Source organism: Pseudomonas sp. Pseusp88 (genome assembly GCF_047303955.1).
GTDB lineage: Bacteria > Pseudomonadota > Gammaproteobacteria > Pseudomonadales > Pseudomonadaceae > Aquipseudomonas.
This window is the reverse complement of record NZ_JBGLYM010000006.1, coordinates 128815-152414: the sequence shown is the minus strand read 5'-3', so window position 1 is coordinate 152414 and position 23600 is coordinate 128815. Positions and strand designations below refer to the sequence as shown.

At 63.9% G+C, this 23600-nt stretch carries 11 protein-coding genes; 7 read left to right on the top strand and 4 right to left on the bottom strand.

All coding sequences use genetic code 11. From position 1 onward, the window contains the following. Positions 1-249: 249 nt before the first annotated feature. The 3 genes from ACCD02_RS10480 (at position 250) to ACCD02_RS10470 (ending at position 3779) form a co-directional block, all read left to right on the top strand. Positions 250-798, top strand: coding sequence for an RNA polymerase factor sigma-70 (locus tag ACCD02_RS10480; protein ID WP_413301066.1), 549 nt, complete (start codon positions 250-252; stop codon positions 796-798). Positions 799-882: 84 nt separating this feature from the next. Beyond that, the gene (locus ACCD02_RS10475; protein WP_413301064.1) at positions 883-1887 is read left to right on the top strand and encodes a FecR family protein; all 1005 of its coding nucleotides are present in this window, start codon (positions 883-885) and stop codon (positions 1885-1887) included. A 239-nt stretch (positions 1888-2126) separates the two neighbouring features. Next, entirely contained in the window at positions 2127-3779 is a 1653-nt protein-coding gene (locus tag ACCD02_RS10470; protein ID WP_413301062.1) for a cyclic peptide export ABC transporter, read from the top strand. A 40-nt stretch (positions 3780-3819) separates the two neighbouring features. Here the strand turns inward: ACCD02_RS10470 and ACCD02_RS10465 are convergent, their stop codons facing one another. Continuing rightward, on the bottom strand, positions 3820-5151 hold the full coding sequence (locus ACCD02_RS10465; protein ID WP_413301060.1) for an alpha/beta hydrolase family protein: 1332 nt from the start codon (positions 5149-5151) through the stop codon (positions 3820-3822). Between the two features lie 298 nt (positions 5152-5449). Between ACCD02_RS10465 and fhuF the strand changes: the two genes are divergently transcribed. Genes fhuF through fhuB form a run of 4 tightly spaced genes read left to right on the top strand, consistent with a single transcriptional unit; the run spans position 5450 to position 11576 of the window. Then, on the top strand, positions 5450-6211 hold the full coding sequence (fhuF, locus tag ACCD02_RS10460) for a siderophore-iron reductase FhuF (RefSeq protein ID WP_413301058.1): 762 nt from the start codon (positions 5450-5452) through the stop codon (positions 6209-6211). A gap of 32 nt (positions 6212-6243) precedes the next feature. Continuing rightward, the gene (locus tag ACCD02_RS10455) at positions 6244-8685 is read left to right on the top strand and encodes a TonB-dependent siderophore receptor (RefSeq protein ID WP_413301056.1); all 2442 of its coding nucleotides are present in this window, start codon (positions 6244-6246) and stop codon (positions 8683-8685) included. A 4-nt stretch (positions 8686-8689) separates the two neighbouring features. Then, positions 8690-9583, top strand: a complete 894-nt coding sequence (locus tag ACCD02_RS10450; RefSeq protein ID WP_413301054.1) for an ABC transporter substrate-binding protein — start codon at positions 8690-8692, stop codon at positions 9581-9583. Beyond that, positions 9576-11576 carry a Fe(3+)-hydroxamate ABC transporter permease FhuB gene (gene fhuB / locus ACCD02_RS10445; protein ID WP_413301052.1) on the top strand — a complete coding sequence of 667 codons (2001 nt, stop codon included), beginning with the start codon at positions 9576-9578 and terminating at the stop codon, positions 11574-11576. The genes ACCD02_RS10450 and fhuB overlap by 8 nt, the downstream gene beginning before the upstream one ends. Here fhuB and ACCD02_RS10440 read toward each other — a convergent pair. Genes ACCD02_RS10440 through ACCD02_RS10430 form a run of 3 tightly spaced genes read right to left on the bottom strand, consistent with a single transcriptional unit; the run spans position 11560 to position 23573 of the window. Continuing rightward, a complete protein-coding gene (locus ACCD02_RS10440; protein ID WP_413301050.1) occupies positions 11560-12531 on the bottom strand; it encodes an alpha/beta hydrolase in 972 nt (323 codons plus the stop codon). The two genes, fhuB and ACCD02_RS10440, sit on opposite strands and share 17 nt — an antisense overlap. Continuing rightward, positions 12515-20281 (bottom strand): amino acid adenylation domain-containing protein, encoded by a 7767-nt coding sequence (locus tag ACCD02_RS10435; RefSeq protein WP_413301048.1) that lies wholly within the window; start codon positions 20279-20281, stop codon positions 12515-12517. Before ACCD02_RS10435 ends, ACCD02_RS10440 begins: the two co-directional genes overlap by 17 nt. Continuing rightward, positions 20274-23573 carry an amino acid adenylation domain-containing protein gene (locus ACCD02_RS10430; protein WP_413301046.1) on the bottom strand — a complete coding sequence of 1100 codons (3300 nt, stop codon included), beginning with the start codon at positions 23571-23573 and terminating at the stop codon, positions 20274-20276. The genes ACCD02_RS10435 and ACCD02_RS10430 overlap by 8 nt, the downstream gene beginning before the upstream one ends. Positions 23574-23600: the final 27 nt, after the last annotated feature.

Genomic DNA, 23600 nt, shown 5'->3' with positions numbered 1-23600 from the left:
AGACGAAGCCGGACTCAACAAAAATGGCGGGGAGACGAGCCGCAGGATTTACCACTTATCAGAAAGCTGAGAGGCGCCGAGGAATCCCGTACCGAGCAGGTCGGGACTTTGCGGTCGTCAGCGCGGACGGATACTAATAAGTCAGTTTTGCATTTGACAATCATTATCACTAGCTCTAATTTGTTTCTCGCTCAACCAGCAGCCCATGCTCGTGAGACCCCGCTTACTCTTAGTAGCAAGGTGACGTCCATGCAGGAACATTTTTTTAGAAGCAGGTGTGCTTCGCCCTTGGTTCAAGCGTTTGTCGACAATCGATTGACCCTTATCAGGATCGCCACCCGAATCACCGGCTGCCGGTCTCGTGCTGAAGATGTGGTGCAGGATGCTTTTTTCCGACTGCAGTCGGCGCCCGAGACCATTTCTTCACTCAAGGCACAACTGAGCTATATCTTCCAGATCGTGCGTAACCTGGCCATCGACCACTACCGCAAGCAGGCCAGCGAGCAGCGCTTTTCCAGTCCAGAAGAGGAAGGCTTGAATGTGGCTATACATGGTTCCTCGCCCGAAGCCCTGCACATCAACCAGGCCATGCTGGAACAAGTTGCCGACGCACTGACCGAGCTACCCGGACGTACCCGCTACGCGTTCGAGATGTATCGCCTGCACGGCGTGCCGCAAAAGGAAATCGCCAAGGAGCTTGGGGTTTCACCCACTCTGGTTAATTTCATGATCCGCGATGCCCTGGTACATTGCCGCAAAGCATCCGGCCTGCCCCGCAACGTACCCGAGACAAATTAAACGCCTTGATTGATGTGGCCTTGCCATATCGCCGCCTCAGCGCTTCTCAATGGAGGGTAGAATAGTCAGAATCCAGGAGAAGCCATGAGCGAGTCCCCTCTCAGCGACAGCCAATACGACGCCATCACCGATACGGCAGCGCAGTGGTGCATGCGTCTGCAGGACGGTGACATGACGGTGGCCGAGCGCAAGGCACTCCAGACCTGGCTACTGGCTCACCCGCAACACGCCGTCGAATTCGAAGCCATTGCGCAGATCTGGAACATCACCGGCCTGGTTCAACCTGTCAGCCCGGCGCTGACCACCCTCACCCCGCCCGCCCCGAGCAGATGGCGACATCGGTATGCCGCAGCAGCCGCCGTTATCCTGTTGGGCATACCCTTGACCGGCCTGGTCGGCTGGCAGTTCGGCTGGCTGCCCAACGCCTATGAAACCCATGAAGCCCAGGGCGGCACCCGTCAGGTACTGCTGAGCGATGGCAGCCGCGTGCAACTGAACCTCAACACCCACCTGACTTTCACCAACTACAAGGACCGGCGCAGCGTGCGACTGGACAACGGCGAGGCCTTCTTTGAGGTCAGCCATGACCGTCAGCACCCGTTCGTGGTCAACGCAGGCGAAGGCAGCATCAGGGTTACCGGCACCCGTTTCAACGTATGGATGTATAACGATCAGGTCAAGGTGATGCTGGTGGAAGGCTCCGTTAACGTCACCAGCAAAGCCGGCCGAGAAGACACTGCCCTGACATTGTCACCCAACATGCAGGCCAGCTGGAGCAGCGGCGACAATCAACCCAGGGTAAGCCCCATCGAGTCCAACGACACCAGCATGGCCTGGCGCGAAGGCAAGCTGGTGATCAACGACCTGCCGCTCAACCAGGCACTGCCTCTGATCAACCGCTACCTGCAGACGCCAATCGTGCTGGCCGACAATGCCACTGGGCAGATACGCCTGGGTGGCATTTTCAACACCCAGGAAATGGCCAGCCTGGCGACTTCCCTGCCTGGCGTGCTGCCGGTCTCCATGAGCCGCAACCAGCAAGGCAACCCGGTCATCAACCGGGCGCCCACCGCCAAGACCACGCCGTAGACCTCGGTTTTGGTTCCTGGCCTTCCCTGGCTCTTGATTCGCTGCAGGCTTGCTGCCTGATCGCCCCAACCTGCGCCGTGCAACTGCACACAGCCAGCTGGAAACGGGACGTCTCCCCGCCAGAGCGCTTATCACTGCATTACATGAAGAACCTCAATTTTTATCCAGCTCATTCGTCTTAAGAAGGATGATCACGTACAGGCGCCTTCAGGCGCCCATGCAAAAAGGATTGGCCACCGATGTCCATGCACCCTCGCAGCACGCTCGGCGAATTGCTGAGCCTTATCAAACCCATGCGCGGCATATTAATTGTCTCAGTGGTACTCGGCATTCTGGGTGGTCTGAGCATTACCGGTCTGCTGGCCACCATAAACCAGGCCCTGCACAACGATGGCATCACCTCCAGCGGCCTGCTGCTGGCCTTCGGCGGTCTGTGCGCCCTGGCGCTACTGGGTTCGATACTCTCGGATATCGGCACCAACCATGTGGGCCAGCATGTTATCGCCAAGCTGCGCATCGACCTGGGCAGCCGAATTCTCTCGGCCCCCATTGACCAGCTGGAACGCTACCGCACCCACCGGCTGATCCCGGTGTTGACCCACGACGTCGACACCGTCAGCGACTTCGCCTTCGCCTTCGCGCCGCTGGCTGTGTCCCTGAGCGTGACCCTGGGCTGCCTGACCTACCTGGCCGGCCTCTCCCTGCCGATGTTCCTGACCACCGTGGTGGCCATCCTGATCGGTAGCGCCATTCAGTACGCCGCCCGGATGCGGGGCCTGCAGGGTTTCTTCGAGGCCCGCGAACTGGAGGACGACCTGCAGAAGCAGTACCGCTCCATCGCCGAGGGCGCCAAGGAGCTGCGTATCAATCGCCCACGCCGCCTGCGCCTGTTCGGAGACAAGCTCAAGGGCACCACCCGGCGCATCTGTGATATCCAACTACGGGCTATCCGCCAGTTCGTCATCGCCAAGGGCTTCGGCTCGACCCTGTTCTTTATCGTGATCGGCGTCGCCCTGGGCTTCCAATCGATCTGGCCCAGTACCGACAAGGCCACCCTCAGTGGCTTTATCCTGGTGCTGCTATATATGAAAGGCCCACTGGAACACCTGATTGGCACCCTGCCGATCGTCAGCCGTGCCCAGGTCGCCTTCAAGCGCATCGCCGACCTGTCCGCTCAGTTCTCCTCGTCTGAACCGCATTTGCTGCTCGACGAACACAAACCGGTGGTCAGCAGCATCGATAGCCTGGAACTGCACGAAGTCCGTTACACCTACCCCGCACAACCCGACGTACCGCCCTTTGTACTGGGCCCGGTGAACCTGAAGATCAAACGCGGCGAAACGCTATTTATCGTCGGCGAGAACGGCTGCGGCAAGACCACCCTGATCAAGCTGCTGCTGGGCCTCTACGTACCTCAACAGGGCTCCATCCTGCTGGACGGTCAACCGGTCACGGCACATAGCTGCGATGACTATCGCCAACTATTCACCACAATATTCTCTGACTACTTTCTGTTCGAGGATCTGATCCAGGGCGACGAGGCCATCCCGGAGGATGCCGAGCAATACCTGCGGCGGCTGGAGATCGCTCACAAGGTCAATATCCATGACGGCAAGTTCTCCACCACCGACCTGTCCACGGGTCAACGCAAACGCCTGGCGTTGCTGCAAGCCTGGACCGAAAAACGCCCGGTGCTGGTGTTCGACGAATGGGCAGCTGATCAGGACCCGACGTTCCGCCGGATCTTCTACAACGAACTGCTGCCGAGTCTGAAAGCGCTGGGCAAAACCATCATTGTGATCTCCCACGATGACCGCTACTTCGATTGCGCCGACCATCTGCTCAAACTGCAGAGCGGCAAGGTCCTGGAAGAAATGAGCGTCGCCGTCTGAAACGCCTGGGCCGACCGCATCAATGCGGTCGGCAAACGCCTCATGCCGGGTTCGGCTGTCTGACCGGCAGCTGCTGCTCTACAGCGCGATCACCGCCATCGAACATCAAGGGATCGAGCAACAAGCGCCGCGTTTTCGCCATGCACAGCGCTGCCCCCCAGCTTGTGTGCGCCGCAATACCGTCGACATCCTTCGGGATCTGCGCATCAACATCCACCAGGGTGACTTTCACTCCCCTTCCCTCGAACACCTGACTGGCCGTTTGCGCATTGCGCCACGGCACCACCGTGTCGCGCGAGGAGCCACACAGGGCTGTCGGGGTTTTCGGGGTCCAGGCCAACAGATCGTTGCGCACCAGATCCACGCGCAACGCATTGCGCGGGTTGCTCACGAAGTCCTCGGCAAAGCGCGCCTGCCGCAAGTTGTCCCCCACGCCCAGCGGCGGCAGCAGCCCGGCCCGCGCCATGTCCATCAGACGCTCCTTGCCCGGAAAACGTCCCTGTACCTGCTCGGCATACGGGGGCTTGAGCACTTGCTCGGCGTTGCCATAGATATTGCGATAGGTGTTTTGCATCGAATTGAGCGTGTAGACGAACAGATATGGCGCCAGCGCATCGCCCGTTCCGTGAGGGCTGTTCCAGTTGTCCAGGAACGTCTGGCTCAGGGCATAGGGCCCCGACATCGGCGCGCTGGCACGCAGGTCGAACTCGGTGCTGAAATCTTTTTCGATGGCACGCTGGGCTGCCATGCTCGCATGCCCACCCTGGGAATAGCCGGCCAGCGCCACCTTGCCGTTCAACCTCACGGCATCCTGCTTGCCGGCCAGTCGCGCGGCGCGCAAGGCATCGATGATGGCAGAGGCTTCGCTGTCGGCGTGCAGGTAAGGGTGAAACCGATAGTCTGACTTGCCCAGGCCCAGGTAATCGGTGGCAGCCACCACGTAACCTTGTGCGGCATAAAACGTCATTAGCGCAGTAGCCGGGCCGCCGGGCTCCTGGCTGGCCTGCTGCGAGTCGCGCAAGGTCTCGGTACCGCGAGCCCAGCCCAGCAACGGCTGCGATCCCGTGCAGCCGGGCCCCTGGGGGAGCAACAGCATGGCCGATGCGGTCGCAGGCTCACCGTGCACACCAACAGTCCGATACAGCAGTTCGCGCATCTGTACCCCACAACGTGGCGCACCGGTCAACGCCAGCGTCTGCCCGGCAAGGCCGCTCAACGCTTGCACACTGTAATCGCGCACCAAGGTGTCGGAAATCAGGCTGCCACGCGGTGCGGCATGGCCCGGCAAGGATAACGACAGCAGCGTCAGCCCCATGGCGACAGTCAAGGCCAAGGGGCACTGGCTGGGGTGTCTTGAGCAGAAAGGGCGCATGAAAAATTCCCGAATGACCGCATGACGGACAAAATGACCGTCCTTCTTGTTCATACGAAACCCGAACCGGTTTTTTTAAGGCTCATCACCGGGGATCAACTTATCGCCACGCCAAGCGCAAAGGCCGCCGCAGGACTGCCTGCGTCCTGAGGAAAATCGACCCGTTCAGTACTTAATGATAAATACTTCCAAAAACTGCTAATTTTTTCCGCCGCTCGTCCGTTCCCCCTAACACGCACGCATCGTTTGAATTGAATGCAGCAAGGCTCGCAAACCGCAGCCTGGGGAAAACAACGCCATGACCGAACTCCTCGCCCCTTTGTTTCAGGGCCCTCTGGAGGAATATCGCGGCAGCCTGGTCCTGCATGATGACCCACGCCCAGCGATTGCCGCCGACAGGTTGTTTACCGAGCCGACGCTGCTGCAGGCGACCCAAGGCTTTGCCCGACGTTTTAACAACAGTGATCGGCGCGCCGTTCTGTCGTTGTGGTCCAAACGCTATTTCACCCAACTGCTGATGCCCTGCCTGTCGGCCAACCTGATACTGGACCGCCAGTTGCCCTTGAGCCTGGCCGAAGTGGCGTGGGTATTGGCCGATGATGGTCTGCCCGTGTCGCTGAAGCTGGCCAACGAGGGCAAAACCTGCGCAGCGGGGACCCCAGCCGAACGTTTCGAAAATCTGGTGCGTGGCCATCTGCAACCCGCCATCGAAGCCCTGGCACACATCAGCGGTGCCTCAGCCACGGTGTTCTGGAGCAACGCCGGTAACGTCGTCGAATTCATCCTGCGGTCGGTCGCGCGCCTGCCCCGTCCGCCGCTCCAGGCCGTGGCTGATGGCGAGTGGTTGCTCACCCAGACCGTCTGGCCCGATGGCTGGCGCAACCCGTTGCGTGACCCGATCCGCTATGTCGCCCAAGGCGACGGCGAAGCACATCGCCAAAGGCGGTTGTGCTGTATCGCTTACCTGATCCCTGACACCGAGTACTGCGGCAATTGCCCGCTGCCGGCGAAGGGATCAAGGCGACACTGTGCTGCTTCATCTGCCAACCCAAAAAAATAATAAACCTTAACCCAACTACAGAGCTCGATCGCATGAATCCACAGCAATATCAGACGTTTCGTTCCCGGCAATCCACGTCGCCGCGCATGGCCATCGGACTGCTGACCGCCGCGCTGTTGACGGCCGCCCTGCCCATCAACGCGGCAATGGCCGACTCGCCGAGCAACATCAGCATTCCGGCCCAACCCCTGGAAAGCGCCTTGCGCCAGTTGGGCGAGCAGACCGGTCTGAATATTCTTTATCAGCCTGGCCAGTTGCCCAAGGTCAACTCCCATGCGGTAAAGGGGCAGATGGATCCGCAACGCGCGCTGGAACAACTGTTGCAAGGCACCAATCTGGATTATCAGCACCAGGGCAATACCATCACCGTGGTGGCCAAGGACAGCTCTTCGGCTCTGGCCCTGCCGGTGCAGACGATCACCAGCACCTCGCTGGAAACCGCCCTGACCCCGGTCAGCGGGCTGATAGCCAACCGGACGCTTACAGCGACGAAAACTGACACGCCAATCATGGAAACGCCGCAGTCCATTTCCGTGGTTACCCGCAAGCAGATCGACGAGCAGAAACCTCAGAGTGTGGGCGCCGCATTGCGCTACACCGCCGGGGTGAACGCCGAGGCCAACGGTGTCGACACCCGTCGCGATACCATCGGCATCCGCGGCTTCGACGCCACCACCACCGGCGGCATCTACCGTGACGGCCTGCGACAGTACAGCTTCAGCAACCAGAGTCGTGCCGTTGGCGAAATCTATGGACTGGACCGCATCGAAGTGCTGCGCGGGCCTTCGTCGATCCTCTATGGCCAGGGCGCGCCCAGCGGCATGGTCAACATCGTCAGCAAGCGCCCGACCGACGTACCGCTGCATGAAATCAGCGTAGAAGCCGGCTCCAATGACCGCAAACAGATCGCTGCCGACTTCGGTGGCCCGATTGACGACGAAGGGGTTTTTTCCTACCGCCTGACGGGGCTGGTACGCGACAGTGACACCCAGATCGAGTACGCCAAGGACGACCGCCAATACATCGCACCCGCCTTCACCTGGCGCCCGTCCGAGGACACCTCGCTGACGATCCTCAGCAACTTCCAGAAAGACCGCAACGTACTGGGCTACTATGCCCTGCCGCGTATCGGTACCCTGGTGCCCTCGCAGTACGGCCGCCTGCCGACCAACCTGTTTGTCGGCGACCCGGACTACGACAAATATGACGTGGAACAGTGGTCGGTGGGTTATCAGTTCGAGCACCACTTCGACGATATCTGGACCTTCCATCAGAACACCCGTTATTCGCGCTCCTACCAGGACCAGCGCACGCTGTACCAATATGGTCTGGCCGCCGACAACCGTACTGTCGGACGCTTTGCCTACACAGGCCACGAAAAGGTCAAGAACGCGCTGATGGACAACAACCTGCAGGCCAAGTGGAACGTTGGCAAGTTCGAGAACACCACCCTGGTCGGCCTGGACCTGCAGCACGCCACCACCGATCAATTGGGCGGCGGCGCCGTGGCGTCAACCCTGGATGTCTACAATCCGCTATACCATCAGGACTACAGCGACCTGGTCGTCGACTACGACCTGGACCAGAAGCAAACCCTCAACCAGGCCGGTGCGTATTTCCAGCACCAACTCAAGTATGACGAGCATTGGGTGCTGAACGTTGGCGGTCGCCAGGACTGGACCCGCAAGGAAGTCGACAATCACATCAGCGACGCCACCACCAAGCAGCGCGACCATGCCTTCACCTGGCGCACCGGTGCGATGTACCTGGCCGATAACGGTCTGGCGCCCTACGTCAGCTACTCGGAATCGTTCTACCCCACCGTAGGCGCCACCGCACTCGATGGCAGCTCGTTCAAACCGGAAACCGGCAACCAGTATGAAGTGGGCGTGAAGTTCCAGCCCAAGGGCAGCGAGAGCTTCTTTACCGTCTCGTTGTTCGATCTGACCCGCCAGAATGTGCTGACCGCCAACCCGGCCAACAACCGCTTCAGCATCCAGACTGGCGAGCTGGAATCCAAGGGTATCGAACTCGAGGGCAAGGCCACCATCAACGACTCGCTGGACTTGATCGCCAACTACAGCTATTCGCACGTGGAGATCACCAAGAACGCCAATGGCAACGTAGGCAATCGCCCGGCCAACACCCCGGCCACTCTGGCGTCGCTCTGGGCGCAGTACACACTGCATGAAGGCCCACTGAGAGGATTGGGCGCCGGTGCCGGCGTGCGTTTTGTCGGTGCCGGTTACATCGACGACCAACACACCGATACCATTCCCTCGTACACCCTGCTCGACGCGGCACTCAGCTATGACTTGAGCCACATTGCGCCGTCCCTCAAGGGCGTCAAGCTGGGGGTCAATGCCTCCAACCTGACCGATGAGAAGTACGTCTCGCAGTGCGGCTACACCGGTGACAGTTGCAAGTACGGCTACCGTCGTACCGTGACCGGATCCGTCACCTATAACTGGTAACCAGATGGCCTCACGCACGATTGGACATACCCGTCGCCAAGTACTGGGCGGGCTATGCCTGCTGCCGTGTTGGCCACTGCTGGGCGCGCCCGCTTCCCCGAGGGTCATTCCCCTCGACTGGGAGCTGGCGCGGTTGATGCTCGCGCTGGGCGTGACGCCGTTGGCCGTCAACCAGAGCGAGCATTTTCGCGAGCGGATCGAAGACCCGCGCCTGCCGCCCCAGGTCCTGGACCTGGGCAGCGAAAGCGAACCCAACCTGGAGTTGATACAACAACTCAAGCCGGACCTGCTGCTGACCTCCACACTCAACCCCGGTCAGCGGCAGACCCTGCAACGCATCGCCCCGGTACGCGAATACATCTGGGAACTGGCCCCCGGTCAAAGCCCTTATGACAAAGGTCTCGAAACGCTCTTCCAGGTCGGCGACTGGCTGGATCGCCGCCCCCAGGCCCTGGCCGTCGCAGAGCAGCTCGAAGGGCGTCTGCAAGCCTGTCGCCACCGCCTCAACGGCCGCACCTGGCCACCGATCTTCATCGGCGACCTGACCCGCGGCAAAGGCTTTATCCGTCTGTATGCGCGCAACAGTATCCTCAACGATGCCCTGCGCCTGATCGGCCTGGACAACGCCTGGCGCGGGGAAGTCGACGAGTACGGCAAGACCCGCGTCGGCATCGAGCAACTGGCCAATCCACAGCACGCGCTGCTGTTCTACCTTAATTACGGCAAAAGCAGCGTGCGCGCCTTGCACGAGCTGAGCACAAGCTCGCTGTGGAACCAACTGCCACTGGTACGCCAGGGCCATGTCGTGCCCCTGCCACCCACCTACGTGAGCGGCGTTCAAAGCGCTGTAAACCTGGCCGAAGCGATCACTGCCTATCTGGAAACCCGGTATGTCTGAAGCCTTAAGCGTGGCGCCGCCGCGCCGCGCCCTCCCGGTCGCCGTCTGGGTGATCCTGGGTTTGCTCGTGCTGGCCGCCAGCATGGCCTACGGCCAGTTGAGCCAAGTATTGCCCCCACAGCGCTGGGCCGAACTGCTTGCCCCGCAAACCGCCCCCCAGTTGTTGCTGATCCAGTACGGCGTGTTGCCGCGCATGTGTATCGCGCTGTTGACCGGCGCCGCCCTGGGCCTGGCCGGCACGTTATTCCAGACGGTGCTGCGCAGCTCTCTGGCCGAGCCCTCGACCCTGGGCGTTTCGGCAGGGGCCTACCTGGCGCTGTCCATCGCCCTGCTGTATGCCCCCGGGCTATTGGATGGCGGACGCGAATGGGTGGCGATGGCAGGGGCCAGCGTGGCGACCCTATTGGTGGTGCTGCTGGCGGCACGGCGCGGCTTGTCGCCGCTGGCGCTGATCATAGGCGGCATGCTGGTGACCTTGTACTGCGGCACCAGCAACTCGATCCTTGTGCTGTTCAATCAGGAAGCCCTGAGCGAGCTGTTCGTCTGGCAGGCCGGCGATCTGACTCAAATCGGCTGGGCCAACGTGCAATTCCTGGCACCGCGGCTGGCCCTGGCCCTACTGTTGACCATTGCGTTGGCACGCATGCTCGACACCCTGGGCCTTGGCGATGCCGGTGCGCGCGGTCTCGGCGTGTCCCTGGGCATGACCCGGGTAGTCGGCATGCTCCTGGCTACCTGGCTGAGTGCTTGTGTGGTCAGCAGTGTCGGGGTGATCGCCTTCCTCGGCCTGGCCGCGCCGCACTTGGTGCGCCTGGGCGGCGTGCGACGCCTGCGCGGCCAGTTGCTGGCTTCGCCGGTAATGGGTGCCGCGCTGCTGTGGTTGGCCGACGAACTCATGCGCCGCTTTGCCAACGGTCTGCCCACGGGCATCGCCAGTTCTCTGCTGGGCGCGGTGCTGCTGCTGTGGTTGCTGCCCCGTCTGCGTGATACTCCGCCGCGCCCCGGCGACAGCCGCAACCACTCCCGTGCGCGCGCCTTCAACCCCTGGCGCGTGCTGCCCGTGGCGGGCATCGGTCTAGTCCTGACGGTACTGATGCTGCTGTTTGTCAGCCAGGGGCCCCAAGGCTGGCACATCAGCGACCTGGCGGAAATTCGTGAGTTATGGGGCTTGCGTGCACCACGGGTCATCGCCTCATTGGCAGCCGGGGCCATGCTGGCCATCGGTGGGGTGATTATCCAGCGGATGACTGGCAACCCCATGGCCAGCCCGGAAGTCATGGGTATCAGCTCAGGTGCCGCGCTGGGGGTGATCCTGCTGTTCCTGATGACCGCCGGCCGGGCCCTGCCCGAAGGGGCGATGCTGCTGATGGCCCTGGGCGGTGCGTTCATAACCCTGCTGATCCTGCTCGGGCTGGGCTGGCGCAGCGCCTTCGCCCCCGACCGCATGTTGCTCACCGGAGTGGTCCTGGCCACCCTCACCGGCTCACTGTCGGCCATGGTGCTCATCAGCGGTGATCCGCGCCTGAACCTGCTGCTGTCGTGGATGTCGGGGTCGACCTACCGCGTCGATTTCCCGGATGCCTGGACCGCCTGCGCAGTAGTGCTCGTGTTGCTGCTGTGCACCCCGCTGACCGCCCGCTGGCTGGACATCCTGCCGCTGGGCGGGGTCACTGCGCAAAACGTCGGCGTCCCCTTGGCACGGGCGCGACTGTTCCTGTTGCTGCTCACGGCCCTGGCGACGGCTACCGCCACACTGATCGTCGGCCCCTTGAGCTTCGTCGGCCTGATCGTGCCGCATATCCTGCGCATGAGCGGCGTGCGCCAGGCACTGCCGCAACTGCTCGGTGCGGCACTGCTGGGTGCCGTCGTGATGAGCCTGGCCGACTGGTTGGGACGCACTCTGATATACCCCTGGCAGATCCCCGCCGGCCTGATGGCCACCTTTATCGGTGGCCCGTACTTCATGCTGCTGATCCTCAAGCGCAAGGCGTGAGGGGAGCGAAGGCCCGTGTAAAGCACTCGGCAATCTGCTGGTAAAGCCTCTCGACTTCCTCGCTCAAGGTATACAGACGCAGGAAGTCATGGGGCAGCCCGCCCAACCGCAGGGTGGTCACCGCCACCCCGGCCTGGGCAAGCCGTTCGGCATAGGCCAGGCATTCGTCCAGCAACGGGTCGAACCCGCCGATGGCCAGCAGGGTCGGCGTCGCGCCCGCAAGATCGGAGCGTAGCAAAGGCGAAAAACGCGGGTCCAGACGGTCTTCGGCGGTTCGGGCATAGTGCTGGTAAAACCATTCCAGCGTCGCCGTTTCCAGCAGATAGCCTTCGTCGAACAACTGTGCCGAGCCGCTGACCCGGCTGGCGTCGGTGATCGGGTAGAACAGCGCCTGCAGGCACGGGCGCAGCGGCAATCGGTCGGGCGCGCTGGCCAGCACCGTCGCCAGGGTCGCGCCGGCACTGTCGCCCGCCAGGATCAGACGCGCGGTGTCCAGTTGCAGCGCCGCGCCCTCCCGTGCAAGCCAGCCAAGAGCATCCTCGGCGTCGTGCACGGCAGTGGGGAATGGGTACTCCGGAGCCAGCCGGTAGCTCACCGCCAGTACCGCGCAGCCGACCCGCCCTGCCAGCTCGCGGCATATCGCCGCGTGACTGTCCAGGCTGCCGACCATGAAGCCACCACCGTGCAGATAAACCACCACCGGCAAGGCCGTCGTCGTGGCGGTGGACGCCGGACGATACAGGCGCAGTCTCAGTTGATCACCGTCGCGGCTGGCGCCACTGAACGCCTGCCAAGTCACGCCCGCAGGTCCTGGCCAGTCCAGTCCCTGGGAGGCACGCTCGAACTCGGCGCGGGCCTGGCCCGGCGTCATCTCGTGGAAAGGCTGGCTACGGCCAGCCTCACGGCCTTCCTGCAGCAGATCGAGAAACACGGCAACATCAGGGTTGAGCGACATCGCAAACTCCAGTGGCCAACAGCAATTCATTACGGTAGTCGTCCATGAAACGCTGGACGGTTTCGGCGCGCCAGACCTTCTGGCTGTAAACGCAGCGCAGGCTCAATTGGCCGTCGTAGACCTGGCCGACAATCTCCAGCCAGTTTGCCAGCGGCGTATCGGCACCCTGCAAGGCCCCCATATGCTCGCGAGCCGGCTTGAACAGCCCGTCATCGGCAAAACTCTGATCGAACTGGCCCATGTAGTTGAACGTGACCCGCGCGGTATGCGCAGCCAGGGCCGCACGTGCCTGCTCGCTGCCCAGGTAGCGCAGGGCGCCATAGCCCAGACCCTTGTCCGGCAGGGCGGCAAAGCCCTCGGCGATCCGCCTGGCGGTGACGGCGAAGGTTTCCCCGGCCGGCGCCCGCAAGCCCATCGGGTACAGGCTGGTGAACCAGCCCAGAGTGCGGCTCAGGTCCAACTCGTCGAACAAGTCCTCGCGGCCATGGCCCTCGAGCATCACTCGCACCGCCTCGCCCTGGCTCCAGCGGCACAGACTGCGGGCCAGACCCGCCAGCAACAGATCGTCGATGCGCACCCCCAGGTCCGCCGGTAATTGTTTCAACAAGCGCGCAGTGGCCGCCTTATCGAGCACCAGCATGGCTGCAGCCTGCTGGGCCACCTGCTGCCGGCCACGCGGATTGTCACGGGGCGGCTCGACGTAAACCTGCGGGCCGTCGCCACCTTGCCAGTAAGCCAATTGCGCGGTGCTCCAGGCTGGATCCAGGGCGAGCGCGCCCAGGCGTTCGACCCAGGCGCGGTAAGGGCTGCCGGTGGGTAACGGCGCCTCGGCCGCCGGATCCAGCGCATGGGCATAGGCCGCCTGCAGGTCCTCGAGCAGGATGCGCCACGACACCCCGTCCATAGCAAGGTGATGAATGCTCAGCAGCAACCAGCGACGCTCCTGGCCCAGGCACAGATACTGCCCGCGCACCAGTTGGCCGTGCTGGATATCCAGGCTGCGCTGGGCCGCTTCGGCCTGCACGGTGACCTGCTCGACGGTGTCGATATCGGCCTGCCAAAGCAGCGGCTCGCGGCGCCATTGCGCCTCCAGCTCGGCCGTTTCGCGATAGCTTTGGGTCCATTGGCCCGGCGCGCTTTCACGGTAGCGCAGACGCAGGCTGGCGTGCTGCAGCACCAGAGCCTGCAGGGCGCTCTCCAGAGCAAGCGGGTCCAGGGCCTCGCGCACATCCAGCAGCACCGCCTGGTTATAGTGCGAACGGTTGGCCATGGGCTGCTCGAAAAACCAGGCCTGGATCGGCAGCAGCGGGAACTCCCCGGGCAGCGCCTGGCTATCCGACGGCACCACTGTCTGGGCCGCCGTGGCATGTTCGAGTACGCCCTCGATAGTCTGGTAACGCATCAGGTCACGCAGCTTGATCTCCACGCCCAACGACGGTAAGGCACGCAGGCGTCCCATCACCTGCAGGCAAAGAATCGAATCGCCGCCCAGCTCGAAGAAATTGTCACGGATACCCACCGCCTCCACGCCCAATACCTGGGCCCAGAGGGTGGCCAGCAAACGCTCGTTGTCGTTGCGCGGTTCCACCCGCCCGCTCGACTCCCACACGGGCTCGGGCAGCGCCCGCCGATCGATCTTGCCATTGGCGTTGACCGGCAGGCGGGCCAGGCTGATGATCCTGGCTGGCACCATATAGTCGGGTAACTGGTTGTGCAGTTGCTCACGCAGTTGCCCACTGCTCTCCTCGCCGCCCTCGACATAGGCGACCAGCTGGCGTCCATGCGGGGTTTCCACGGCCAGTACCACCGCCTCGCGCACGCCCGGGCGTTGGCGCAGGCGGGCTTCGATTTCCCCCAGCTCCACGCGGAAACCACGAATCTTCACCTGATGATCGATACGCCCCAGGTAGTCGAATACCCCGTCATCGCGCTGGCGCACCAGATCGCCGGTGCGGTACAGCCGCGCCCCCGGCGGGCCGAACGGGTCGGCGACAAAGCGCTCGGCGCTGGTGCCCGGACGCTGGTGATAACCACGGGCAAGTCCTTCCCCTCCCAGGTACAGCTCACCGGCCAGGCCCGGCGGCAAAGGGTTCAGATCCTCGTCCAGCACCCACCCCGTGCGTGCGCCCACCAGGCTGCCGATGGGCGCGTAGGCCGCGCCGCAGGCGTCGTCGATAGCCGCGCGCCAGAGCAATGGCGTGATCACCGTCTCGGTGGGACCGTAACCATTGATGATCGCCTGGGGCTTGAGGCATTCCCAAGCCTGCCGATACGCTGCTTCGGGCACCGCGTCACCGCCAAAACAGTAGATGCGCATGGACGGCACGTGTCCGCTATGCGCCGCTTCGGCACTGAGCTGCTGCAGATAGACCGGGGCGAAGGCTGCCACCGTGACCCGATGTTCGCGCATCGCCTCCAGGGTTTGCTGCGGGGTCCAGAGCTCCTCGCCACGGATCACCACGCCCGCGCCGTGGCTGAGCGCCGTGATCCAGCGCTCCTGGGCACCATCGAACGAGAACGACATGAAGATCAGTTCGCGGTCCGCCGGGCTCATGCCATAGCGCTGACCGATGGCCTGACAGTGCATCGCCAGGGGGCCATGGGTTACGGCCACGCCTTTGGGGCGGCCGGTGGAACCGGAGGTGTAGATCAGGTACGCCAGTTGCCCGGGGTGAACCGCCACCGCCGGGGCGCTGGCCGGTTGCGCCGCCAGGTCCAGGCGGTCCAGTTCCAGGCATGGCAATTGCGCTGGCACGGGCAAGCTGACGGATAACTCGCTGTCGGTGACCAGCAGGGTCAGCGCGGCATCCTCCAGCAGGAACGCCAGGCGTTCGGTGGGGTAGCTGGCGTCCAATGGCACGTAGGCACCACCGGCCTTGAGCACCGCCAACAGTGCCACCACGGTCTGCGGGCCGCGCGGCAGGGCCACGCCCACACGGGTTTCCGCCGCCACACCGTGGGCGATCATCAAGTGGGCCAATTGGTTGGCCTGGCGTTCAAGCTCGGCGAAGGTCAGTTGCCCCTGCTCTCCGATCAGTGCCGCAGTTTGCGGCTGGCATTGCGCATACTCGCTGATGCGCGACATCACCGAGCGCCACGGCGTAGCCGCAGTCGGCGTCGGCGGGCAAGCCAGCGCTGCGCTCAGGCCCAGATTGCCGACCGCGCGTTCAGGTTGTTGCGCCAGGCTCTGCAGCAAGTACTCCAGGTGATCGCGCAGACGCTCCACGGCCTGCAGGGTGAAGGACTCACGCAGGAACATGTATTCGATATGCAAGCAGTCGGTCAGGCTGACCATCAGGTCCATGGCGAAGTTGGTCAAGCCCACGTCGGCGATATCGTCGAACTGCAAGTCCGCGTCGTTCCAGGCCTTGAGGGTTTGGTCCACCGGCTGGTTCTCAAACACGATGATGCTATCGAACAACGCTTGCCCGCCCTGTCCCGCCCAGCGCTGGATCTGCGGCAGAGAGGCATGTTCGTGAGCCTGACCTTCCAGATTGGCCGCCTGCAATGCACGTAGCCAGTCGCCCACCGGCTGGCTGTCCGCCACCGGGTGCAGCACAGGTACAGTGTTGATGAACAACCCAAGCATTTGCTCGATGCCCGGTAACTGCGCCGGACGCCCGGATACAGTGGCACCGAACACCGGACAACGCTGGCCGGTATAGCGCTGCAACAGGATCAGCCAGGCGCCTTGTACCAGGGTGTTGAGGGTAATGCTTTGCTCGCGGCAAAAGCTGCGCAGCACCGTCGTGGCAGGCGCGCCCAGGCGGGTATAAATGGCGTGGTGGCCACGGCTGCCGTCGCGGGGCGGAATCAGGCTGGCCGCCAGTTGCGTGGGGCTTTCCAGGGCTTGCAGGCGTGTGCGCCAGTAGCCCTCGGTAAGCGCCGCATCGCGGCTTTCCAGCCACTGGATGTAATCATGGAAACGCCCGGCGGCCGGTTGCGGATGCTCAGGGTCGGCGTAACGGCGCAGCACTTCGCCCAGCAACAGCGAACTGCTCCAGCCGTCCATCAGCACGTGGTGGTAGGTCCAGATCAGGTGATGCCGGTTATCTGCCAGACGCACCAGCAGCAGACGCATCAGCGGCGCAGCCAAGAGATCGAAACCGCGTTCGCGCTCAGCACGGGCCAGGCCGTCGAGGAGCTCGACCGAAGTATCGCGGCCGCGCCAGTCCAGCTCGCTCAGGGGCAAACGCACCTGGCGCGCGACCAGTTGCAGCGCATCCTTGCCGCCGTCCCAAAGGAAGGCGCTGCGCAATACGCTGTGGTGGGCCAGGGTGGCGTTCCAGGCAGCCTCGAAGCGGGTCACGTCGAGACCGTTGACGCCCACCGTGAGCTGATTGATGTAAAGCGTGCCGTCATCGTCCTGAGTATGGAACAGCATGCCCTGCTGCATCGGTGACAGGCGATAGTGGTCTTCCAGCTCGCCCAGCTCGGCCGGCAGGCGTGCCCGCAGGTCGGCGGGCACCGGCTGCGCCGGCGCACTTGTCTGGACCTGTGTGTGCAGTTGGCTGACCCGGCTGGCCAGGCGGTCGATGCGCGGGTGCAGGAACAGCTCGCGCAGCTCCAGTTGCAGACCTTGCGCAGCCGCGCGGCTGACCACTTGCAGGGCGTTGATGGAATCGCCGCCCAACGCGAAAAAATTGTCCTCGATACCGACCTGTCCGGCGCCAAGCACCTGCTCCCACAGACCAGCCAAGGCCCGTTCAATGTCGTTGCGCGGGGCTACATATTGCTGTTGAGTCAACTCGACCTGAGGCAAGGCATTGCGATCGAGCTTGCCATTGGGCGTCAGTGGCAAGTGCTCCAGGGCCAGCAGACGAGCCGGCAACAGTGCCTCGGGCAGGGTCTGGGCCAGGTGCGCACGCAGGGCATCTTCCGCCTGCGCCGCAGGGCCGCAGACATAACCGATCAATTGCTGGCCCGCCGGGCCGTCGCGCAGGATCACCGCCGCCGCCGTGATACCGGGGTAATCGCGCAGGCGTGCCTCGATCTCGCCCAGCTCCAGGCGCTGGCCGCGCAGCTTCACCTGATGGTCCAGGCGCCCCAGATATTCGATTTCGCCTTCAGCGGTCCAGCGCGCACGGTCGCCGCTGCGGTACAACCGACCACCGTTGCCGAACGGGTCGGCGACAAAGCGCTCGGCCGTCAGGCCCGGACGATTCAAATAGCCCCGGGCCAGGTTGACGCCGCCGATGTACAGTTCGCCCGCCACGCCCAGAGGCACCGGTTGCAACTGCTCGTCGAGTACGTGGATCTGGGTGTTGGCGATGGGCCGACCGATGGGTGTACATGGCCGCGGCCAGTCGCCGCAGGTCCAGGCCGTCACGTCGATGGCGGCCTCGGTGGGACCGTACAGGTTGTACAGCGCCGCCGGATGCTCGGCGCGGGTGCGCTGTTGCAGGTCTGCGGGCAGGGCCTCGCCGCTGCAGAGGATGCGGGTCAGGCTCGAGCAGTGCGCCAGCTCACCGCTGCCGACGAAGGCCTGCAGCATCGACGGCACGAAGTGCAACGTGGTCACGCCCTGCTCGACAATGCAGGCGCGCAGTTGGCGCGGGTCGCGGTGGGCACCTGGCGCGGCCATCACCAAACGGGCACCGGTCAGCAGCGGCCAGAAGAACTCCCACACCGACACATCGAAGCTGATCGGGGTCTTTTGCAATACCCGATCCTGCTCCGTCAACCCGTAGGCGTCCTGCATCCACAGCAGCCGGTTGTACAGGCCCTCATGGCTGTTGATCACGCCCTTGGGCCTACCGGTAGAACCGGAGGTATAAATGCAATAGGCCGCTGCCAACGGCGGCACGTCCACCGCCGGCAACGGCGCGCAGGCCTGCACCTGGGCCCAGTCGCGGTCCAGGCAAAAGCTCGGCACGGCACTGGCCGGCAGTCGGTCCAACAGGCGCTGCTGGGTCAGCAGCAACTGCATGCCGCTGTCCTCGAGCATCCATTGCAAACGCTGCGCCGGGTAGTCGCTGTCCAGTGGCACGTAGGCGGCGCCCGCCTTGAGAATCCCCAGCAGGCCCACCACCAGTTCCACCGAGCGCTCGGCGGCAATGCCGACGCGACTGTCGATACCCACCCCGCGCCCGCGCAGCCAGGCCGCCAGGCGATCGCTGCGCTCGGCAAGCTCGGCGCGGCTCAGCTGTTCGTTCCCGGCAACCACGGCGATGGCCTGGGGATCGCTTTCCAATTGCCCGGCAATCAGCCCCAGCAGATCATTCGCCGGCCACTGGCGGGCGGTGGCATTGCGGGTGACCAGCAGGTCGCTACGTTCGGCTGGCGACAGCAACACGTATTCGTGCAATGGACGATCCGCTGTATCGCACAGGGTTTCGAGCAAGCGCTGGTAATGGCCCGCCAGACGCGCAATGGTGGTGGCGTCGAACAGGTCGGTGGCATAGACGAAACTGGCGTGCAGGCTGCCGTCGGGTTGCTCGTTGGTGTTCAGGGCCAGGTCCACCTGGGCGCTTTCGGCTGGTCGGCTCAACACACTCATGCGCAGGCCGTCCGGCCCCTGCGACGGCAGTGCGGCGTGACGCACATGGTTGAAAAGCACCTGAAACAGCGGGTTGCGCTCCAGGTCATGAGCCGTGCCCAAGGCCTCGACCACAGCCTCGAACGGCACGTCCTGGCTGGCCTGCATGTCCAGCACAGCGTCGCGCGTATGGGCCAGCAAGGCGCTGAATGGTTGCTCGTCCGCCGGTTGCAAGCGCACCACGCAGGTGTTCACCAACAGGCCAATCAAAGACTCACTGCCGGCCAGGCGCCGTTGGCTCACCGGCACGCCAATGCTCAGGTCGTTCTGCCCGCTGTGACGGCGCAACACCAGAGCGAAGCTGGCCAACAGCAGCATAAACAGGCTGACGTTGGCCTGCTGGGCGATCTGCCCGAGACGCCGGACCTGCTCGGCGGGCAAGCGCAGCAAATGCTGGGCACCCCGTTGCGTGGGTTGCGCAGGCCGCACGCGGTCCTGCTGCAACTCCAGCACGGCCGCGCCCTGCAGACGTTCGCGCCAGCCTTCGAGCTGGTGTCGGTAATCCGCCGACAAACGCCACACTTGCTGACGCGCCGCGTAGTCCAGGTACTGAGGAAGTGTCGGAGCCACGTCCGGCTGCCCCAGGGCATAAGCCTGGCCCAACTCGCTCACCAGCAATCCCATGGACTGGCCGTCACTGGCGATATGGTGCACGCACAGCAATAGCACCGATTGCTCGTCAGCCAACTGCACCAGACGCACCCGCAGTGGCGGCTCACGGCGCAAGTCAAACGGCTGGCGCAGATGAGCGGCGGCTTCGCGCTCGATGAGTTCGATGAGGGTGCCCGAGGTGTCAGCACGCAGATCGATGCAGTCCAGGCTGAGCGCGGCTGCGTCGCCCACTACCTGCAGCGGCTCGTGCTGTGCATCATCGTAAGTACTGATCAACACTTGGTGGCGCTGGCACACCTGCTGCAGCGCCTGGCGCAGGCGCGGCACATTCACGCCCCCCTCCAGACGCACCACTGCGGGGATGTGATAGGCGGTGCTGGAAGGCTCCAGGCACCAGAGGAACCACAACCGGCGCTGGGCTGACGACAGGCTGCCACGCCGTGCACCGGCGGCGGTCAACGGCAAGCGATCCAGAGTGATGCCGCGCTCGTCCAGTTGTTCCACGAACCGTTGTTGTTGCTCTGCGGGCAAAGCCATCAGCCGCTGGGCGATGGTTTCCAGGCGTGCCTGGGGCGCGGCAGTGGTCAGCGGCTTATTCATGGGTCATTTCCTCAAGATCCTCAAGCCAGCCATCCAGCTCATCCAGATCTGCGTCCAGTGGCGTTGCAACGGCCAGGGTCTCCTCCAGCTCGGTCGCCAGGGCCGCCAGAGTCGGGTGCTCGAACAGGCGCCGGAACGGCAGTTCGACCGACCAGCGCCGATCGATGTCGGCGGCCAGTTGCACCAACGTCAGCGAGTGGCCGCCCAAGGCAAAGAAGTTGTCCTGGCGCCCCACCCTTTCCACCCCAAGCACCTTGACCCACATATCGGCCAACGCCTGTTCAAGACTGGTGCGAGGTGCTTCAAAAGCACGTTCGGCCAACTCGACCTGAGGCAAGGCATTGCGATCGAGCTTGCCATTGGGCGTCAGTGGCAAGTGCTCCAGGGCCAGCAGACGAGCCGGCAACAGAGCCTCGGGCAGGGTCTGGGCCAGGTGCGCGCGCAGGGCATCTTCCTCCTGCGCCGCAGGGCCGCAGACATAGCCAATCAATTGCTGGCCCGCCGAGCCGTCGCGCAGGATCACTGCCGCCGCCGTGATACCGGGGTAGTCGCGCAGGCGTGCCTCGATCTCGCCCAGCTCCAGGCGCTGGCCGCGCAGCTTCACCTGATGGTCCAGGCGCCCCAGGTATTCGATTTCGCCTTCAGCGGTCCAGCGCGCGCGGTCGCCGCTGCGGTACAACCGACCACCGCTGCCGAACGGGTCGGCGACAAAGCGCTCGGCCGTCAGGCCCGGACGATTCAGATAGCCCCGGGCCAGGTTGACGCCGCCGATGTACAGCTCGCCCGCCACGCCCAGAGGCACCGGTTGCAACTGCTCGTCGAGTACGTGGATTTGGGTGTTGGCGATGGGCCGACCGATGGGTGTACATGGCCGCGGCCAGTCGCCGCAGGTCCAGGCGGTCACGTCGATGGCGGCCTCCGTGGGACCGTACAGGTTGTACAGCGCCGCCGGATGCTCGGCGCGGGTGCGCTGTTGCAGGTCTGCGGGCAGGGCCTCGCCGCTGCAGAGGATGCGGGTCAGGCTCGGGCAGTGCGCCAGCTCACCGCTGCCGACGAAGGCCTGCAGCATCGAGGGCACGAAGTGCAGCGTGGTCACGCCCTGCTCGACAATGCAGGCGCGCAGTTGCCGCGGGTCGCGGTGGGCTCCCGGTGGCGCCATCACCAAACGGGCACCGGTCAGCAGCGGCCAGAAGAACTCCCACACCGACACATCGAAGCTGATCGGGGTCTTTTGCAGCACCCGGTCCAGCTCCGTCAACCCGTAGGCGTCCTGCATCCACAGCAGCCGGTTGTACAGGCCCTCATGGCTGTTGATCACGCCCTTGGGCCTACCGGTAGAACCGGAGGTATAGATGCAATAGGCCGCCGCCAACGGCGGCACGTCCACCGCCGGCAACGGCCTGCAGGCCTGCACCTGGGCCCAGTCGCGGTCCAGGCAAAAGCTCGGCACGGCACTGGCCGGCAGTCGGTCCAACAGGCGCTGCTGGGTCAGCAGCAACTGCATGCCGCTGTCCTCGAGCATCCATTGCAAACGCTGCGCCGGGTAGTCGCTGTCCAGTGGCACGTAGGCGGCGCCCGCCTTGAGAATCCCCAGCAGGCCCACCACCAGTTCCACCGAGCGCTCGGCGGCAATGCCGACGCGGCTGTCGATACCCACCCCGCGCCCGCGCAGCCAGGCCGCCAGGCGATCGCTGCGCTCGGCAAGCTCGGCGCGGCTCAGTTGTTCGTTCCCGGCAACCACGGCGATGGCCTGGGGATCGCTTTCCAATTGCCCGGCAATCAGCCCCAGCAGGTCATTCGCCGGCCACTGTCGAGCGGTGGCATTGCGGGTGACCAGCAGGTCGCTACGTTCGCCTGGCGACAGCAGCGCTATATCGGCCAGAGGTGTGGCGTGATGCAGTTCCATTTGCTCGAGGAACACCACCAGATGGTCCAGCAAGCGCTGCACCGTGGCCTGTTCGAACAGGTCGGTGGCATAACCCAGGCGCAGCAACAGTTCGCCGTCGGCGGTTTCAAAGGTGTTCAGGCCAAGGTCGAACTGGGCGGTGCTCACCGGCTGCGCCACCGCCCGACACTCCAGGCCCGCCACACGCTGCACCTGGCGCTCGCCCAGGGCACGCGGGACATGGCTGAACATGGCCTGGAAAAGGGGGTTACGGCTGGCGTCTCGCGCTGGCTGCAGGGCCTCGACCAGACGTTCGAACGGCAAGTCCTGATGGGCCTGGGCACCCAACGACGCTTCGCGCTGGCTGTCGAGCAAGGCGTCAAAGCTCATGTCATCGGTGAAGTTCGCGACCATTACCTGGGTGTTGGCAAAGAAGCCGATCAGGTTTTCCAGCTCCTGGCGCGGACGGTTGGCAATGGGCACGCCGATACGAATCAGCGACTGGCCACTGTAGCGCCGCAATACGGCCTGGAACGCTGCCAGCAGGGTCACGAACAAGGTGGTTCGACGCGATTGCGCCAAGGCTTGCAGGACCTGCAGGCCGGCAGCCGATAATCGGCGCTCGACCGCCGCGCCGCGGTAGCTGGGGCTCGGTGGGCGTGGCTTGTCCTCGGGCAGTTCAAGCACACTGTCGGTGGGGCCCAACTGTGCGCGCCAATAGGTCAGCTGTCGCGCCTCCTCGCCGGCCTCCAGCCAGTAGCGCTGCCAGCGCGCGAAGTCGGCATAGTGCAGCGCCAGTGCTGGCCACTGCCCCGCCTGGCCCTGGCAACGGGCGGCATAGCCGCGCAGCAGTTCGCCCACCAGGATGTCCAATGACCAACCGTCGGCGATGCTGTGGTGCAAGACCAGGCTCAGGCACCAAGTATCGGCAGACTCGCGAAAAAGGTGGGCCCGAAACAGCGGGCCCCGACGCAGATCGAAGGGCTGCCGGGCGACGGCATCGATGTGTTCCACCCTGTCTTCGACCGTCAGGGTCGACAAGGCACGCTCGTGAATATGCTGGCACAGTTGTCCGTCTTGCTCGACGAAAGTGGTGCGCAGGCTCTGCTGGCGCGCCACCAGATCGTCACAGGCGGCTTGCAGGGCGCCAACATTTAGCTCGCCCTGCAGCCGATAACGACAACCCAGGTGATACGCCGTGCCATGCGGATCCAGGCGCCACAACAGCCACATGCGTTGTTGCGCATGGCTGGCCGGGCGTATGGCGGGTGCCTCGGCCAACAGCGGAATCGGCAGCAGGTTATAGTCCAGGCCGTCACTGTTCAGGGCTTGCCAGAACAGCGTCCGCTTGGCAGCGGGTAACGACATGAAACGTTGGGCCAGTGCCAGGGATTCTTCAGGAGTCATGGGCAGAACAGAGCCTCGTATTCAGCA

Coding starts and splice junctions, on each gene's coding strand:
- ACCD02_RS10450 (WP_413301054.1), top strand. CDS start 8,690: ATGGCCTCACGCACGATTGGACATACCCGTCGCCAAGTACTGGGCGGG.
- ACCD02_RS10435 (WP_413301048.1), bottom strand. CDS start 20,281: ATGAATAAGCCGCTGACCACTGCCGCGCCCCAGGCACGCCTGGAAACC.
- ACCD02_RS10430 (WP_413301046.1), bottom strand. CDS start 23,573: ATGACTCCTGAAGAATCCCTGGCACTGGCCCAACGTTTCATGTCGTTA.
- ACCD02_RS10480 (WP_413301066.1), top strand. CDS start 250: ATGCAGGAACATTTTTTTAGAAGCAGGTGTGCTTCGCCCTTGGTTCAA.
- fhuF (WP_413301058.1), top strand. CDS start 5,450: ATGACCGAACTCCTCGCCCCTTTGTTTCAGGGCCCTCTGGAGGAATAT.
- ACCD02_RS10475 (WP_413301064.1), top strand. CDS start 883: ATGAGCGAGTCCCCTCTCAGCGACAGCCAATACGACGCCATCACCGAT.
- ACCD02_RS10440 (WP_413301050.1), bottom strand. CDS start 12,531: ATGTCGCTCAACCCTGATGTTGCCGTGTTTCTCGATCTGCTGCAGGAA.
- ACCD02_RS10465 (WP_413301060.1), bottom strand. CDS start 5,151: ATGCGCCCTTTCTGCTCAAGACACCCCAGCCAGTGCCCCTTGGCCTTG.
- ACCD02_RS10455 (WP_413301056.1), top strand. CDS start 6,244: ATGAATCCACAGCAATATCAGACGTTTCGTTCCCGGCAATCCACGTCG.
- fhuB (WP_413301052.1), top strand. CDS start 9,576: ATGTCTGAAGCCTTAAGCGTGGCGCCGCCGCGCCGCGCCCTCCCGGTC.
- ACCD02_RS10470 (WP_413301062.1), top strand. CDS start 2,127: ATGTCCATGCACCCTCGCAGCACGCTCGGCGAATTGCTGAGCCTTATC.